Below are 15,867 nucleotides of genomic sequence, written 5' to 3'. Positions count from 1 at the left end.
GTGCGTGCCGCGCGTGACGCGGTTCAGGCCGGTTGGGCCAAGGCTTCCAGCAGCTCCGTCTCGATCTCGATCTGCCGCTTGTTCTGCTGCAGTTCGGCGCCGTCGATCAGGAAGGTGTCTTCCACCCGCTCGCCCAGGGTGGAGACCTTGGCCAGCTGCAGGTTGAGGTGGTGCCGCGCCAGCACGCGCGCGATCGAGTACAGCAAGCCCACGCGGTCGCTGGCCGACACGCTGAGCAGCCAGCGTTGAGCTTTTTCATCCGGCGCGAGGCTCACGCGCGGTGTGACCGGGAAGCTGCGCACCCGTCGCGACACCCGCCCGCGACTCGGGGCGGGCAGCGGGCCCGCCTGCTCCAGGGCCCGCTCCAGGCCGGATTCGACCAGGTGGATCAGTTCGCGGTTGTGGTCCGCCATGATGGAACTCACGACCTGGAAGGTATCCAGTGCGTGCTGGTCGCTCGTGGTGTGGATGCGGGCTTCCAGGATGCTGAAGCCGGCCTGGTCGAAGTAGCCGCAGATGCGGGCGAACAGGTCGGGCTGGTCGGGTGTGTAGACCAGCACCTGCAGGCCCTCGCCCACGGGCGAGAGGCGGGCGCGCACCAGGGGACGCCGTCCGCCTGCGGCTGCCTTGGCCAGGTGGCGCGACACATGCCGCGTGTGCCAGGCGATCTCGCCGGCGTCGTGCCGCATGAAATAGCCCACGTCCAGCGTGTCCCACAGGCGGCGGTGCGCGTCGTGCGGCAGGGCGTGCAGGCCCAGCTGTACCAGGGCCTCTCGTTTGCGCGCTTCGCTCTCGGCCTGGGGGTCTGGCGCGCGGCCGCCCAGCACGCGGACCGTGGCTCGGTACAAGTCTTCCAGCAGCTTGGCCTTCCAGGCGTTCCAGACCTTGGGGCTGGTGCCCCGGATGTCGGCCACGGTGAGCAAGTACAGGGCGGTGAGCTTGCGTTCATTGCCCACTCGGCGGGCGAAGGCCTGGATCACCTCCAGGTCGCCGAGGTCTTCTTTCTGCGCGACACGGCTCATCGTCAGGTGCTCGCGCACCAGGAACTCGATCAGCAGCGCATCGTCGGTGCCGATCCCGTGCTGGCGGCAGAACACCCGCACTTCGCGACAGCCCAGTTCCGAGTGGTCGCCGCCACGGCCCTTGGCGATGTCGTGGAACAGGGCCGCGATGTACAGGATCCAGGGCTTGTCCCAGCCACCCGCCAGTTGCGAGCAGAACGGGTACTCGTGCGCATGCTCGGGCATGAAGAAGCGGCGCACGTTGCGCAGGACCATCAGGATGTGCTGGTCCACGGTATAGACGTGGAACAGGTCGTGCTGCATCTGCCCGACGATGCGGCGGAACACCCAGAGGTACCGCCCCAGCACCGACGTCTGGTTCATCAGCCGCATGGCATGCGTGATGCCTTGCGGCTGCATCAGGATGGCGCGGAAGGTGGCCCGGTTGACCGGGCTGCGCCGGAAGCTCGCATCCATGACGTCGCGCGCGTTGTACAGGGCGCGCAGGGTGCGCGCCGACAGTCCCTTGGCGCCTGGCGTCGTCTGGTACAGCAGGAAGGTCTCGAGAATGGCCTCGGGCTGCGCGCGGTACAGGTCGTCCGAGGCCGGATCGATCAACCCCGATCGCATGCTGAAGCGTTCATTGATCGGCACCGGCTCGGGCTGGCTGGGCCGCAGCCGTTCCTCGATGTTCAGCAGCAGGATCTGGTTGAGCTGGTCGACCGCCTTGGCCGCCCAGTAGAAGCGCCGCATCAGCGCTTCGCTGGCGCGTTCGACGAGCCGGCCGTTCTCGGCGACGCGATGACGGTCGCCGAACAGCTCGGCCAACGGCGTCTGCAGGTCGAAGACCAGCCGGTCTTCGCGGCGGCCGGCCAGCAGGTGCAGGCGGGCGCGGATCAGGCTGAGCACCGCCTCGTTGCGCTTGATCTGCTGCGCCTCGAAGGGCGTGGCGAGGCCCTTGCGGGCCAGTTCGTCCCAGCTGTTGCCCAATCCCGCGGCCTTGGCGACCCACAGGATCACCTGCAGGTCCCGCAGCCCGCCGGGTGACTCCTTGACGTTGGGCTCGAGCGAATAGGGCGTGTTCTCGTACTTGTTGTGCCGCTGGTTCAGCTCCAGCGTCTTGGCCACGAAGAAGGCCTGCGGGTCGACCAGGCCGCGCACGCGCCGGCAGAAGCCGCGGTACAGCGCGAGGTCGCCGGTGAGCAGGCGCGATTCGAGCAGCGAGGTCTGCACCGTCACGTCGGCCTGGGCCTGGGCGACGCATTCGTCCACGGTGCGCACGCTGGAGCCGATCTCCAGGCCCACGTCCCAGCACTGGCTGATGAAGCGTTCGACGCTCGACTTGAGCTGGGCGTCACCCTCGATGGAGGTGCCGTCCGGCATCAGCACCAGCACATCGACGTCGCTGTAGGGGAACAACTCGGCCCGGCCGAACCCGCCGACGGCCACCAGTGCCAGGTCGGGCGGCAGGCCGGCGGCGGTCCATAACGAACACAGCAGGGTGTCGGCCTCGTGGGCCAGGCGGCGCAGCAAGGCATGGATGCCGCGGCTCGATCCGCCGGGTGCGCGCAGCGGCTCCAGCAGGGCCGCCTTGCGGGTGCGCCAGTCGTCGCGGACGGCCGCCAGTTCGACCGCGATCGCCTCGCCCATGCTGTTCAGCCCGTCGTGACGAAGGCCGGCGGCGGCGGGCTGCCGGCCGAAAGGGTGAGGACCTCGTAGCCGGTTTCGGTGACCAGCACCGTGTGCTCCCACTGGGCGGACAGCGAATGGTCCTTGGTCACGATGGTCCAGCCGTCATTGCCGAATTCCTTCACCTCGCGCCGGCCCAGGTTGATCATGGGCTCGATGGTGAAGGTCATGCCGGGCTGCAGTTCGTCCAGCGTGCCCGGCTTGCCGTAGTGCAGCACCTGCGGTTCCTCGTGGAAGCGCCGGCCGATGCCATGGCCGCAGAACTCGCGCACCACCGAAAAGCCGTGGCCTTCGGCGAACTGCTGGATGGCATGGCCGATGTCGCCCAGGCGCGTGCCCGGCTTGACCCGCACGATGCCGTGCCACATGGCTTCGTAGGTGAGGTTGACCAGCCGGCGCGCGGCGATGGAGGCTTCGCCCACGATGAACATGCGGCTGGTGTCGCCGTACCAGCCGTCCTTGATGACGGTGACGTCGACGTTGACGATGTCGCCCTTCTTGAGCGGCTTGTCGTTGGGGATGCCATGGCACACCACGTTGTTGACCGAGGTGCACAGCGAAGCGGGGTAGGGCGGATACCCGGGCGGCTGGTAGCCCAGCGTGGCCGAGGTGGACCCCTGCTTTTTCATGTGCTCGGCCGCCAGCCGGTCGATCTCGCGGGTGGTGACGCCGGGCTTGATGTGGGGCGTGAGGAAGTCGAGCACCTCGGCGGCCAGCCGCCCCGCGGTGCGCATGCCCTGGATGCCGTCGGCGTCCTTGTACGTGATGCTCATGGGCGCGGATTATCCCAGAGGCCCTCGCCCGCACGGCGAGCGGGGGCAGCGTGGCCGGTAAAATCGCCGGCTTCCCGCAGCGGCTCCAGGTCAGCGATGCCGCCCCGCGTGCCACTTCCCATACAGGCCTTTCACGTGACCCTGCACATCACCGAGTTCGAGGGCGGCAGCGCCCTCAGCGACTTCCGCGTCCAGCAACTGCTGCCCCGCCTGCAGGCCGTCCACGAGAAGATCCAGTCTCTGTCCGCGCGCTTCGTCCACCTGGCCGCCTGGGACCACGCGCCATCCGCGGCTGACCGGGAGCGGCTCGCAGCGCTCTTGACCTACGGGGACCCGGCCCAGCCCGCCGAGGGCGAACTCATCGTCGTCACGCCGCGCCTGGGCACCGTCTCGCCCTGGGCCTCCAAGGCCACCGACATCGCGCACAACTGCGGCCTGGCGCTGCGGCGCGTCGAGCGAATCGTCGAGTACCGCGTGCAGCTCAAGGCGGGGCTGCTCTCGCGCGGCGCGGCGCTCGACGCCGGCCAGCGCGCCGCCGTCGCCGAGCTGCTGCACGACCGCATGACCGAGTCGGCGGTGTTCGAGCGTGGCGCTGCCCATGCCCTGTTCGGCGAGCTGCCGCCCCAGCCCATGGAACAGGTCGACCTGCTGGGCGGTGGCCGGGCCGCCCTGGAGCTGGCCAACACCCGCTTCGGACTGGCACTGGCCGACGACGAGATCGACTACCTCGTCGATGCGTTCAAGGGCCTGGGACGCAACCCGACCGACGTCGAGCTGATGATGTTCGCGCAGGCCAACAGCGAGCACTGCCGCCACAAGATCTTCAACGCCCGTTTCACCATCGACGGCCAGGAGCAGCCGCACAGCCTGTTCGGCATGATCCGCCACACCCACCAGCAGGCACCGCAGCACACCGTGGTCGCCTACTCGGACAACGCAGCGGTCATGGAAGGCTCGGCCGTCGAGCTGTTCGTGCCCGGCTCGGCGGGGCCCTCGGCCTACGAGCGCCGCGCCTCGCTGCAGCACGTGCTGATGAAGGTGGAGACGCACAACCATCCCACCGCCATCTCGCCTTTTCCGGGCGCGTCCACCGGTGCCGGCGGCGAGATCCGCGACGAGGGCGCCACCGGCCGCGGCGCCCGTCCCAAGGCGGGCATGACCGGCTTCTCGGTCTCGCGCCTGTGGGACAGCCCCAACGGGCGGCCGGCGCACATCGCCAGCGCGCTGCAGATCATGACCGAGGGGCCGCTGGGCGGCGCTGCCTTCAACAACGAGTTCGGTCGGCCCAACCTGACCGGCTACTTCCGCGAGTACGAGCAGACCATCGACGGGGTCGTGCGCGGCTACCACAAGCCCATCATGATCGCCGGCGGCCTGGGCAGCATCGACGCGGCGCTGACCCACAAGATCGCGTTCCCCGCCGGCACGCTGCTGGTCCAGCTGGGCGGCCCCGGCATGCGCATCGGCATGGGCGGCGGCGCCGCCAGCTCCATGGCCACCGGCACCAATGCCGCGCAGCTCGACTTCGATTCGGTGCAGCGCGGCAACCCCGAGATCGAGCGCCGGGCCCAGGAAGTCATCAACCACTGCTGGACGCTGGGCAAAGGCAACCCCATCCTGGCCATTCACGACGTCGGCGCCGGCGGGCTGTCCAACGCCTTTCCCGAGCTGACCCACGACGCCGGCCGCGGCGCCCGCTTCGACCTTTCGCGCGTGCCGCTGGAAGAGTCGGGCCTGGCGCCCAAGGAGATCTGGTGCAACGAGAGCCAGGAGCGCTACGTGCTGGCCATCGCGCCCGAATCGCTCGAGCGATTCCGCGCCTTCTGCGAGCGTGAGCGCTGCCCGTTCGCGGTCGTGGGCGTGGCCACCGAGCCGCGCGAGCTGGTGGTGGGCGCGGGTGTCCTGCCCGAGAGCAATCAAGTGTCCGACCCGCCCGACGGCGAGCTGGCCGTGCACATGCCGATGGACGTGCTGCTCGGCAAGCCGCCCAAGATGCACCGCGACGTGCGTTCGATCGAACGCCGGTCTCCGCCGGTCGAGCTGTCCGCGCTCACGCTGCAGGACGCGGTGATCCGGGTGCTGTCGCACCCCACGGTGGCCTCCAAGCGCTTCCTGGTCACCATCGGCGACCGCACCGTCGGCGGCCTGACGCACCGCGACCAGATGGTCGGCCCGTGGCAGGTGCCGGTGGCCGATTGCGCGGTGACCCTGGCCGATTACCGCGGCTTCGCCGGCGAGGCCATGAGCATGGGCGAGCGCACCCCCCTGGCGGCCCTGGACGCCCCGGCGTCCGGCCGAATGGCCGTGGCCGAGGCCATCACCAACCTGCTGGCCGCGCCCGTCGATCTGCCGCGCGTCAAGCTGTCGGCCAACTGGATGGCCGCCTGCGGCGAATCCGGCGAGGACGCCGCGCTTTACGAAACCGTGCGCGCCGTCGGCCTGGAGCTGTGCCCGCAGCTGGGCATCTCCATTCCGGTGGGCAAGGACAGCCTGTCCATGCGCACGCAGTGGCGCGAGGGCGACGCCACGAAGAAGGTGACCTCGCCGGTCAGCCTGGTGATCTCGGCCTTCGCCACCCTGGCCGACGTGCGCGGCACGCTCACGCCGCAACTCGATCGCGAGCAGGACACCACGCTGGTGCTGGTCGACCTGGGCAAGGGTCGCATGCGCATGGGCGGCAGCATCCTGGCCCAGGTGCTGGAGCAGCCCGGCGGCGAGGTGCCCGACCTGGACGACGCGCAGGACCTGGTGCGCCTGGTCGATGCCGTGAATGCCCTGCGCGCCCAGGGCCGCATCCTGGCCTACCACGACCGCAGCGACGGCGGCCTGCTGGCCGCCGCCTGCGAGATGGCCTTCGCCGGCCGGGTGGGCGTCGCGCTCAACGTGGACCTGCTGGTCACCGAAGGCGACGGCATCGGCGACAGCCGGGCCGAGTACGGCGACGCCAAGAACTGGGCCTCCCAGGTGAGCGCGCGGCGCGAGGAGCTCACGCTCAAGGCCTTGTTCAACGAGGAGCTGGGCGTGCTGCTGCAGGTGCCCACCGCCGTGCGCAACGAGGTCATGCAGGTGCTGCGCGAGCACGGCTTGTCCCGGCACAGCCATTTCGTGGGCACCACGCGGCCCGAGTCTTCGACGCTGGACGTCGGCAAGGGCCAGCTGCAGGTCTGGCGCGACACCAAGGCGGTGTTCAGCGCCCCGCTGCAGGACCTGCACCAGGTCTGGGACAGCGTCAGCTGGAAGATCTGCCAGCAGCGCGACAACCCGGCCGGGGCCGATGCCGAGCATGCCGCCGCCGGCCATCCCGCCGATCCGGGCCTGCAGTGGTCGCCCAGCTTCGACCCGCAGGAGGACCCCGCCGCGCCCTTCCTCAACCTGGCGCGCCCGCGCGTGGCCATCCTGCGTGAGCAGGGCGTCAACTCGCACGTGGAAATGGCCTACTGCTTCGACAGTGCCGGCTTCGAAGCCGTCGACGTGCACATGAGCGACCTGCAGGCCGCACGCGTGCGGCTCGACGACTTCAAGGGCGTGGTCGCCTGTGGTGGCTTCAGCTACGGTGACACGCTGGGGGCGGGCATCGGCTGGGCCCGCAGCATCACCTTCAACCCGGCCTTGTCACAACAGTTCCAGCAGTTCTTCGGCCGCGCCGACACCTTCGCGCTGGGCGTGTGCAACGGTTGCCAGATGATGGCCGAGCTGGCCGACATCATTCCGGGTGCGCAGGACTGGCCGCGTTTCACCACCAACCGCAGCGAGCGCTACGAGGCGCGGCTGGCGCAGGTCGAGGTGCTGGAGTCGCCCAGCCTGTTCTTCGCCGGCATGGCCGGCAGCCGCCTGCCCATCGTGGTGGCCCACGGCGAGGGCCATGCCAACTTCGCGCGGCGCGGCGACCCTGCCCGCGTGATCGCGGCCATGCGCTACACCGATGCCCAGGGCCGACCCACCGAGGCCTATCCGTACAACCCCAACGGCAGCCCCGGCGGCCTCACGGCGGTGACGACGGCGGATGGTCGCTTCACCGCCTTGATGCCGCATCCCGAGCGAGGCTTCCGCAACATCCAATTGAGCTGGACGGGCGGTGACCCGAGCGCGTTCAGCCCGTGGATGCGGATCTGGCGCAACGCGCGCAAGTGGGTGGGTTGACCCGCTCGGCGTCGCCGGCGGTCAAGCGCAGCGGGTTCCGTTCGCGCGCTTGAACGTGGCGCCGGCAGGCAGGCCGTTTCCGCCGCCGGCCCGCAACACCTCGCCGGCGGCCATCCACGCCCCCGCGCCCTGGGTCTGCAGCTCGGTGCCGTGCAGCCGGCCCGTGATGGGCTGGCTGCGCTGCCCCTGCGACAGCGTGCCCTGCACCTGCTGGAAGTTCTGCGCCAGCTGCACTTGCCACTTCGCCGCGGCGCCGGTGCCGCACCACAGGCCCTGCACCCGGGCGGGCACCACCCACAGGTGGATGCGGCTGCTCTTTTCACGGCCGACCTTCTTGTCCGGCACGTCGACCACCGTGGTCTGGTCGGGCTTCCAGTCGCCCATGTCCCAGTCGTGCGAGACGATGCGGGTGCCCGGCTTGAGCGCGAGCAGCGCAGGGCGCAGCTTGAGGTTGACGTCGGGCAGCAGGTACATGGTGACGACGCTGGCCGGGGACAGGTCGGTCTCGAACAGGTCCTGCACCTTGAACGACACCTTGTCGGCGACGCCGGCCTTCCTGGCCGAGTCGAGGCTGCGCTCCACGAGGTCGGGAACGATCTCCACGCCCAGCCCGGTGGCGCCGAAGCGCCTGGCGGCGGTGATGACGATGCGGCCGTCGCCCGAGCCGAGGTCGATGACGTGGTCACCCTCTTTCACACCGGCGATGCGCAGCATCTCGAGCGTGACGTTGTCGGGCGAGGTGACGAAGGGGACCTCTTCGCTCATGAGGAGCGGTGCCGGCGCTGGCGCGGTCTGGGCAGAGGCGACGCCAGCGATGGCTGGCGCCAGCGCGAGCAAGATGGGCGAGAGGCAGGTTCGGCGCGGTGAAATCATGGGTGCGGAACATAGCACGCAGCCTTGCGCCCGCCGACCCCGGGACGCCGCGCGGGCTCGGGCCTATCCGGGGGGGCCTGCTTCGGCGCCCGCTGAAGCAGGCGGCATGTCGCGCGGCAGCCCCACCACGAACTCGCTGCCCCGGCCCGGACCTTCGCTCTCGACCCGCGCCCAGCCCCCATGCAGTTCGACGAGGGCGCGCACCAGCCACAGCCCGATTCCGAGTCCGCCCTGCGTGCGGTCATGCGAGCCGCGCACCTGCGAGAACATCTGGAACACCTGCTCGAACTCTTCAGGCTTCAGGCCGACGCCCGTGTCGCGCACCCGCACCACCACCGCCTCGGCGAGGGTCTCGACCCGCAGGTCGATGCGGCCTCCGGGATCGGTGTACTTCGCCGCGTTGGTGAGCAGATTGGTGAACACCTGCGACAGCCGCAGGGGATCGGCTTCCAGCACGGGGTCTTCCGGCGGCACCTGGCAGACGAGGGTGTGCCGGCGAACATCGATCAGCGGCTGCGCTGCTTCAATGGCCGAGTCCAGCACCGCCTGCAACGACACCGGCTGGCGGTTCAGCTCGACCCGGCCACTGCGGATGCGTGACAGGTCCAGCAGGTCGTCGAGCAGGCGGGCCATGGCGCCGACCTGACGCTCGATCACCTGGGCTGCCCGCTCGCGGGCGGCGTCCGATGCGTTGGGGGCACGCAGGATGTGCGCGGCCGAACGCACCGGCGCCAGCGGATTGCGCAGTTCGTGCGAGAGCGTGGCGATGAAGACGTCCTTGGCCCGGTTGTCGGCGTCGGCCATCTGCCGCGCAACCCGCTCCGCGGCCAGCGCTCGGTCGCGGTCGGCGATCGCCTCCTGGGTCTGGCGGCTGGCACTGAGCAAGGCGGCGTACAAGGCATCGAGCTGGCGGATGCCCGAGCGTCGATATGGCGCGTGCTCACCCCGGGCCAGCAGCGGCGCGTTCTCGGCCATGCGATGCACCGACAGGGCGATGCGGCGCGCCAGCAGCACCGTGACCGCCACGCCCAGCAGCAGCGCCGCGAGGCCGGCAGCCCCCAGCTGAAGCACCGAGCGGCTGAAGGCAGCGTCCACCTCGTTGGCGGGGATGCCCAGCAGCACCGACCATCCGGCCGACGTGCTGGAGCTGGCCCACAGGTGTTCGCTCTGGCCCGGAAGGCTGAGCCGGCGCACCCCGGCAACCTCCGAAGCCGACAAGGCGCGGATGACTTCGGGCGGCGGTCGCTCGCCCACGAACGGCGCGTAGTCGCGATTGCCGGCAATGATGCGGTGCAGCGGGTCCAGCACCAGGGCAACCACCTGCCGCTCGCCCACTTGTGCGCTGAGCACCTTGTTCAGCTGGGCGGGGTCGAACCGCGCGCTGATGATCCAGGGCACCCCGCCGTTGCGCCGCACCGGCTGGCTGATCGAGATGGCCAGCCGCGCGTCCAACTCGCTCTGGCGCAGCTCGGAGATCTGCACCTGGCCGGTCTCGAAGGCACGACGCTCCGGGGCCGTCAGGCGCAGCCGGGCGGCGTCGCCGGGACGTGCCGGGTAGCGCAGCACCACGCGCCCGTCCGGCTCGACCACGGCCAGGCTGTCGATGCCGTTGTTCGCCTGGGTCACGTCCAGCATCAGCTGGCGCAGCCTCGGGAGGTTGAGGCGGCCCTCGACCAAAGCCGGGGTCGATGCCACCAGGTCGAGGGTCTGGGCCGTGCGCTCGATCTCGCGCTGGACCACCAGCGCCAGCGCCCGGCTGGATGCCTGCAGTTCGCGCTCGGTCGCCTCGTGCGCCTTCTGCCCCACCAGGTAAAGCAGGCTGCCGCTGTAGGCGAGCAAGGGCAGCAGCACGACCAGGGGCAGGGCCAGCAGCAGCACGTAGATGCCCACGCCGCGTCCGCGCAGCCAGGTGCGCGGACGCGGCTTGGGAGACTCGCCGCCGCGCACGGGTGGCGCGGCGCGAAACGGCTGGAAGCTGCGCATGCAGCGCCTCAGCGGCCGGACACGGCGGGCCGCGTGCGATAGAACGTCAAAGGCACGCCCCGCGCCAGCTCGCGCGTGCGCTGGTTCAACACCGACGGCTTGATGCGGCCCACCACGTGCATTTCGCAGGGTTTGCAGTCGAAACGCAAGGTCAGCTTTTCGCGGCCATTGAGCAGTTGCAGCGGCTCGGCCCTGATGGTGCCTTTGACCCCGATGACCCCACGGGCCTGCTTGGGGCACAGGCTCATCGACCAGCGCACGCAGTGCTTGGTGATCATCAGGCTGACCTCGCCTTCCTCCTCGTGGCTTTCGTAGGCCGCGGCGATCACCCGCACACCGTGCCGCGCGTAGAAATCACGAGCCTTGCCGTTCAGCACGTTGGCCAGGTAGCTGAGCGTGTCCTCGGGGTAGGGCGCGGGCGGCTGCACCGGTGCGCCGCGCGGCGGGCGCTGGTAGGCGGCCAGCCGCTCAGCTTCCAGCAGGGTCGTGGCGTCGCGGCGCAGGGCGTTGAGCACCGACGCCGGGATGAACCAGGGCCTCGTCACGGACAGCTGGATCTCCAGCGGCTCGAACAGGCTGCCGCCGAAGCGGCCCAGCTGTTCGCGCAGCACCTCGAGCGCGCGGTCGCCGTCACGGGCCGGCTCATGCGCGTGCCGCACCTCGGCGCTCGCCGTGTGGCCGTCCTCGTCGGTGAGGGTGAGGGCGAATCCCTGGCCGGTTTCCGACAGGCGGGCCCAGACGCCGATGCGGCGCTCGCTCGACTTCTTGTCGAGCCGGCGCACCCAGCTCATGTCACGGTTGCGATTGAGCATGGTGCCCTTGCGCAGGTCACGCAGCCCGGCGATCGGGTCTTTCGGGAAGACGCGCCAGCGGCCCGCGGATGCGACGGGTTCGGCGCGATTGATCGCCACGCCCACCAGTTCCTTCTGCAGGTCGAAGTAGCACAGGCCATCGCCGTTGTGCAGCACGCTCTGCGCGTCGGTGCACGCCAGTTCGATCCAGTCGGGCCCCACCTGCGTGACCCAGCCGATCGGCTGGCCCGGGTTCTTGGGCGAATCGAAGGCACCGATGTCGTCCTGCCGGCCGTTGACGAAGTAGTCGGTGAACTCGCGGTTGAAATTCTGGTCCGGATCGGGCGTGAAGCTGAAGGTGGTGCGGCCGGCGGAGGCGCGGGCCAGCGGCAGTTCGCTGGCTTCGCGCTGCTCGATCAGCTCGTCCAGCAGCAGCCGGTAATGGGCGGTGATGTTCTTCACGTAGCCCATGTCCTTGTAGCGGCCCTCGATCTTGAAGCTGCGCACCCCCGCGTCGACCAGCGCCGCGAGGTTGGCACTCTGGTTGTTGTCCTTCAGCGAGAGCACGTGCTTGTCGTGGGCGACGAAGCGGCCCTGCGCATCGGTGACGTGGTAGGGCAGGCGGCAGGCCTGCGAGCAGTCGCCGCGGTTGGCGCTTCGGCCCGTGTGGGCGTGCGAGATGTAGCACTGGCCGCTGTAGGCCACGCACAGCGCCCCGTGCACGAAGAACTCGAGCTTGCAGCGCTGCGCATCGAGGCCGGCACGGATCTCGCGGATCTGCTCCAGCGTGAGTTCGCGCGCCAGCACGATCTGCGAAAAGCCCACGTCCTGCAGGAAGCGCGCCTTTTCAACGGTGCGGATGTCGGTCTGCGTGCTCGCGTGCAGCTGGATCGGAGGCAGCTCGATTTCCAGCAGGCCCATGTCCTGCACGATCAGCACGTCGGCGCCGGCGCGGTACACGTCCCAGGCCATGCGGCGGGCGTCGTCGAGTTCGTCGTCGCGCAGGATGGTGTTGAGCGTGATGAACACCCGCGCGCCGAACCGATGCGCATGCCGGCAGAGCCGCTCGATGTCCCGGACGCCATTGCCCGCCGAGGCCCGGGCGCCGAACCCCGGCCCGCCGATGTAGACCGCATCGGCCCCGTGGTTGATCGCTTCGATGCCGATGTCGGCGTCGCGCGCGGGGGCGAGCAGTTCGAGCTGGTGGTGGGCGAGCATGGCCCGCGATTATCCCAGCGGGGGTATGGCCGAGCCAGGCAGCGGACGGGTCGGTTATGGTGCGCGCCATGCCCGAGGCCAGCCGTTCCCGATACGACCGCATCGATGTCCTGCGCGGGCTCGCCATCGCGTGGATGACCGCCTATCACTTCGCCTTCGACCTCGACTGGTTCGGCTGGTGGCGGCAAGACTTCCATGCCGATCCCGTCTGGACCTGGCAGCGCACGGCCATCGTGAGCGCCTTCCTGTTCTGCGCGGGACTGGGCCAGGCCGCGGCCAGCCTGCAGGGGCAGGGCTGGCCGCGTTTCTGGCGCCGATGGGCGCAGGTGGCCGGCTGTGCGGTGGTGGTCAGCATCGGCTCGTACCTGGCTTTTCCGGACAGCTTCATCTATTTCGGCGTGCTGCACGGCATCGCGGTGATGCTGGTGATCGCGCGCCTGACCGCGCACTGGGGCGCGTGGCTGTGGCTCGCGGGTGCCGTGGTCATCGCCCTGAAATTCGGCGCACAGGCCGCGCATGGCGCCGGCCTGCTGCCCGAGGCGCTGAACACGCCTGCCTGGAACTGGCTGGGGCTGATCGGGCGCAAGCCCGTCACCCAGGACTACGTGCCGCTCGTGCCGTGGCTGGGCGTCGTGTGGTGGGGCATGGCCGCGGGACGGTGGACGATCCGGCGGCGACCCGCCTGGGTGGCCGGTGCGGTGCCTCCAGGCACGGCGTGGTTGCGGTGGATGGGGCGCTGGAGCCTGAGCTGGTACATGCTGCACCAGCCCGTGCTGATCGGGCTGATCGCGGCGGCGAGCCGGGCGCTGCGATAGCGCGGCCTCGCGGCACCTGGGCTCGGCTCAGCGAGCGCGGCTGCCCGAGGGGCTCACCAGCGACCACTCGCCGCCGAAGGCCTTGAGGCCGTGGCCCGTGGCGCTGCCGGGACCCCGGTCCTGCGCGTGGTAGTACAGCGGCCAGCCGCCATAGGTGAGCTGGCGCGAGCCGTCGCGCCGCTGCACGGCACCCAGCAGGCGGGCCTGCAGGTGGGCTCCCACCTCCGGATTGCCGGCCGCGATCACCGGAGGCCAGGCCTGGGCGCAGGCGTCGTGGCAACGGCTGGCTGCCGGTCCGGGCTCGGCCCGCTGGTCGGCCGTGAAGAGATAGAGGGCCCGCCCGGTGGCGTCCACCAGGTAGGCACCGTGGGTGCGGCTCTGGGCCGTGACCAGCCGGCTGCCGGCTGGGCCCGCCCAGGCGCCCGACGCCAGCCATACGCCGACCAGGGCGGCGCTGATCGCTCTGGAGATCAAACCGGTTTACTCGATGCGCGCCTTGGCACGCAGCTCGTCCTGGAACTTCATCAGCTTCTGCTGCTGCAGTTGCTGGGCGATCTGGGGCTTGACCTCCTCGAGCTTGGGCAACTGCGCGTCGCGCACATCGTCCAGGCGGATGACGTGCCAGCCGAACTGCGTCTTGACCGGCGCCTGGGTGAGCTCACCCTTCTTGAGCTTGGTCAGGGCTTCGGAAAACTCGGGCACGTAGCTGTTGGCCGAGGCCCAGTCGAGGTCGCCGCCTTGCGCGCCGGAGCCCGGGTCCTTGGACTGCTTCTTCGCGATGTCCTCGAACTTGGCCCCCTTCTTCAGGTTGGCGATGATGGTCTTGGCTTCGGCTTCGGTGGGCACCAGGATGTGCCTCGCGCGGTATTCCTTGCCGGCATTGGCGGCGACGAACTTGTCGTACTCGGCCTGGACCTCGGCGTCGGTGACCGGGTTGTTCTTCTGCACGTCGGACAGCAGCTCGCGGATCAACAGGGTCTGGCGGGCCAGCTCCATCTGGGACTTGAAATCGTCGCTGGCGTCCAGCCCGCGGCGCTGGGCTTCCTGCATGAAGATCTCGCGCGCGATGACCTCTTCCTTGATCTGCTCGGCCATCTCCGGGGTGACGGGGCGGCCGCTGCGGGCGACCTGGGCAGCCAGCGCGTCGGCGCGGGCCTTGGGAACGGGCTTGCCGTTGATGACGGCAATGTTCTGCGCGCCCGCGGGCAAGGCAACGGCCAGGGTAACGGCGGCCAGGGCCGCGGCAAGGTGCATTTTCATGGGGGGTTCCTGGAGGATTCCGGAGAGGCCGAAGGGCTGGTTTCGAGAGCCAGCGCGTGCAGGCCGCGGTCAATGAATGAGCGCAGGGCATCATACACAAGGCGATGCTGCGCCACCTTGGCACGGCCAACGAACGCGGGCGCCGAAATGCGCACCCGGAAGTGCGTGCCGAAGCCGGTGCCGTCGGCGCCGGCGTGGCCGGCGTGGGCGTGGCTTTCGTCGATCACCTCGAGTGCCGTGGGCTGCAGCGCTTCCTGCAGCCGCAGGCGGATGGCCTCGGCAGTGATGCCGGTGCCGCTCATGACTGCCCGTCCTCGGCCTTGAGGTAGCGGCCGAGGTAAAGCGCCTGGGCCACGATGAACACGAACATCAACCCCAGGCCACCGAACAGCTTGAAGTTGACCCAGGTGTCGGTGCTGAAGCTGTAGGCCACCCAGAGGTTCAGCGCGCCCATGCCCACGAAGAAGGCGGTCCAGCTCCAGTTCATCACGCGCCAGGCCTCGTCGGGCAGGCTCATCTGGCCGCCCATCAGCGACTTCAGCAGGTTCTTGCGCCACAACAGTTGCCCGGCGACCAAGGCGCCACCCATCAGCCAGTACAGCACCGTCGGCTTCCACTTGATGAAGGTGTCGTTGTGCGCGAGCAGGGTCGCGCCGCCGAACAGCACGATCACGCCCAGGCTGAGCCATTGCATGGGCTCGGTCCTGCCGGTGCGCAGGCGCAGCCAGCCGATCTGCAGCACCGTGGCCACGATGGCCACGCCCGTCGCCCAGTAGATGTCCGCCACCTTGAAGGCGACGAAGAAGAGGACGATGGGGAAAAAGTCGAGCAGCAGCTTCATGCTTGGGCGGGGTCGGCGGGGTCGAAGTCGAGCGAGGCGGAATTCATGCAGTAGCGAAGGCCGGTGGGTGCCGGGCCGTCGGGAAACACGTGGCCCAGGTGGGCGCCGCATTGTGCACAAACGGTTTCGGTGCGCACCATGCCGTGGCTGCGGTCCACCACCTCCTGGATGGCGCCCGGCACGGCCTGCGAGAAGCTGGGCCAGCCGCAGCCGGCATCGAACTTGGTGCCGGCGTCGAACAGCTTGTTGCCGCAGCAGATGCAGTGGTAGGAGCCGTCGGCCCAGACCTGCTCGTACTTGCCGGTGAACGGCCGTTCGGTGGCCGCGTGGCGCGTCACCTGGAACGCGGCCGGCTCGGCGCCTTTCTCGGCCAGCACGGCTTTCCACTCGGCCTCGCTCTTCTGGATGGGATAGGTCATGTGTCGATCGAAAAACGGAAGCGGAATCGGGCTGGGATTGTCCCGCAGGGCCGACTCCGGAGGT

12 protein-coding genes are annotated in these 15,867 nt (G+C 69.7%); 2 read left to right on the top strand and 10 right to left on the bottom strand.

The window, feature by feature from the left end; translation table 11 throughout:
• Window positions 1–23 precede the first annotated feature (23 nt).
• Both JI739_RS00595 and map read right to left on the bottom strand, forming a co-directional pair.
• Window positions 24–2,651: a [protein-PII] uridylyltransferase gene (locus tag JI739_RS00595; RefSeq protein WP_201681911.1), complete on the bottom strand. Its 2,628-nt coding sequence runs from the start codon at window positions 2,649–2,651 to the stop codon at window positions 24–26.
• A gap of 5 nt (window positions 2,652–2,656) precedes the next feature.
• Window positions 2,657–3,463, bottom strand: coding sequence for a type I methionyl aminopeptidase (gene map / locus JI739_RS00590; protein WP_201681910.1), 807 nt, complete (start codon window positions 3,461–3,463; stop codon window positions 2,657–2,659).
• 135 nt (window positions 3,464–3,598) lie between these two features.
• Here map and purL point away from each other — a divergent pair, with 135 nt between their 5' ends.
• Entirely contained in the window at window positions 3,599–7,603 is a 4,005-nt protein-coding gene (gene purL, locus JI739_RS00585; protein ID WP_201681909.1) for a phosphoribosylformylglycinamidine synthase, read from the top strand.
• Between the two features lie 21 nt (window positions 7,604–7,624).
• On the opposite strand, the gene JI739_RS00580 is transcribed toward purL, so the two are convergent.
• The 3 genes from JI739_RS00580 to JI739_RS00570 all read right to left on the bottom strand — a co-directional run bounded on the left by JI739_RS00580 (window position 7,625) and on the right by JI739_RS00570 (window position 12,468).
• Entirely contained in the window at window positions 7,625–8,368 is a 744-nt protein-coding gene (locus JI739_RS00580; protein ID WP_201681908.1) for an SAM-dependent methyltransferase, read from the bottom strand.
• Between the two features lie 171 nt (window positions 8,369–8,539).
• The gene (locus tag JI739_RS00575; protein WP_201681907.1) at window positions 8,540–10,459 is read right to left on the bottom strand and encodes a sensor histidine kinase; all 1,920 of its coding nucleotides are present in this window, start codon (window positions 10,457–10,459) and stop codon (window positions 8,540–8,542) included.
• Window positions 10,460–10,467: 8 nt separating this feature from the next.
• Window positions 10,468–12,468 (bottom strand): peptidase U32 family protein, encoded by a 2,001-nt coding sequence (locus tag JI739_RS00570; protein ID WP_201681906.1) that lies wholly within the window; start codon window positions 12,466–12,468, stop codon window positions 10,468–10,470.
• Between the two features lie 68 nt (window positions 12,469–12,536).
• On the opposite strand from JI739_RS00570, the gene JI739_RS00565 reads away from it, so the two are divergent.
• A complete protein-coding gene (locus JI739_RS00565; protein WP_201681905.1) occupies window positions 12,537–13,283 on the top strand; it encodes an acetyltransferase domain-containing protein in 747 nt (248 codons plus the stop codon).
• Between the two features lie 27 nt (window positions 13,284–13,310).
• Here JI739_RS00565 and JI739_RS00560 read toward each other — a convergent pair whose 3' ends face one another.
• The 5 genes from JI739_RS00560 to msrB are packed head-to-tail and all read right to left on the bottom strand — an operon-like array spanning window position 13,311 to window position 15,803.
• Window positions 13,311–13,757 carry a COG4315 family predicted lipoprotein gene (locus tag JI739_RS00560; RefSeq protein WP_201681904.1) on the bottom strand — a complete coding sequence of 149 codons (447 nt, stop codon included), beginning with the start codon at window positions 13,755–13,757 and terminating at the stop codon, window positions 13,311–13,313.
• A 6-nt stretch (window positions 13,758–13,763) separates the two neighbouring features.
• Window positions 13,764–14,543, bottom strand: a complete 780-nt coding sequence (locus JI739_RS00555) for a peptidylprolyl isomerase (protein ID WP_201681903.1) — start codon at window positions 14,541–14,543, stop codon at window positions 13,764–13,766.
• Window positions 14,540–14,845 carry a BolA family protein gene (locus JI739_RS00550; RefSeq protein ID WP_201681902.1) on the bottom strand — a complete coding sequence of 102 codons (306 nt, stop codon included), beginning with the start codon at window positions 14,843–14,845 and terminating at the stop codon, window positions 14,540–14,542. Before JI739_RS00550 ends, JI739_RS00555 begins: the two co-directional genes overlap by 4 nt.
• Window positions 14,842–15,384: a septation protein A gene (locus JI739_RS00545; protein WP_201681901.1), complete on the bottom strand. Its 543-nt coding sequence runs from the start codon at window positions 15,382–15,384 to the stop codon at window positions 14,842–14,844. The genes JI739_RS00550 and JI739_RS00545 overlap by 4 nt, the downstream gene beginning before the upstream one ends.
• A complete protein-coding gene (gene msrB / locus JI739_RS00540; RefSeq protein ID WP_201681900.1) occupies window positions 15,381–15,803 on the bottom strand; it encodes a peptide-methionine (R)-S-oxide reductase MsrB in 423 nt (140 codons plus the stop codon). The genes JI739_RS00545 and msrB overlap by 4 nt, the downstream gene beginning before the upstream one ends.
• Between the last annotated feature and the right edge of the window lie 64 nt (window positions 15,804–15,867).

It is taken from the genome of Ramlibacter aurantiacus, from assembly GCF_016722895.1.
GTDB classification, from domain to species: Bacteria; Pseudomonadota; Gammaproteobacteria; order Burkholderiales; family Burkholderiaceae_C; genus Ramlibacter; species Ramlibacter aurantiacus.
The sequence above is the reverse complement of the archived record's forward strand: the minus strand, read 5'-3'. Positions and strand labels throughout refer to the sequence as shown.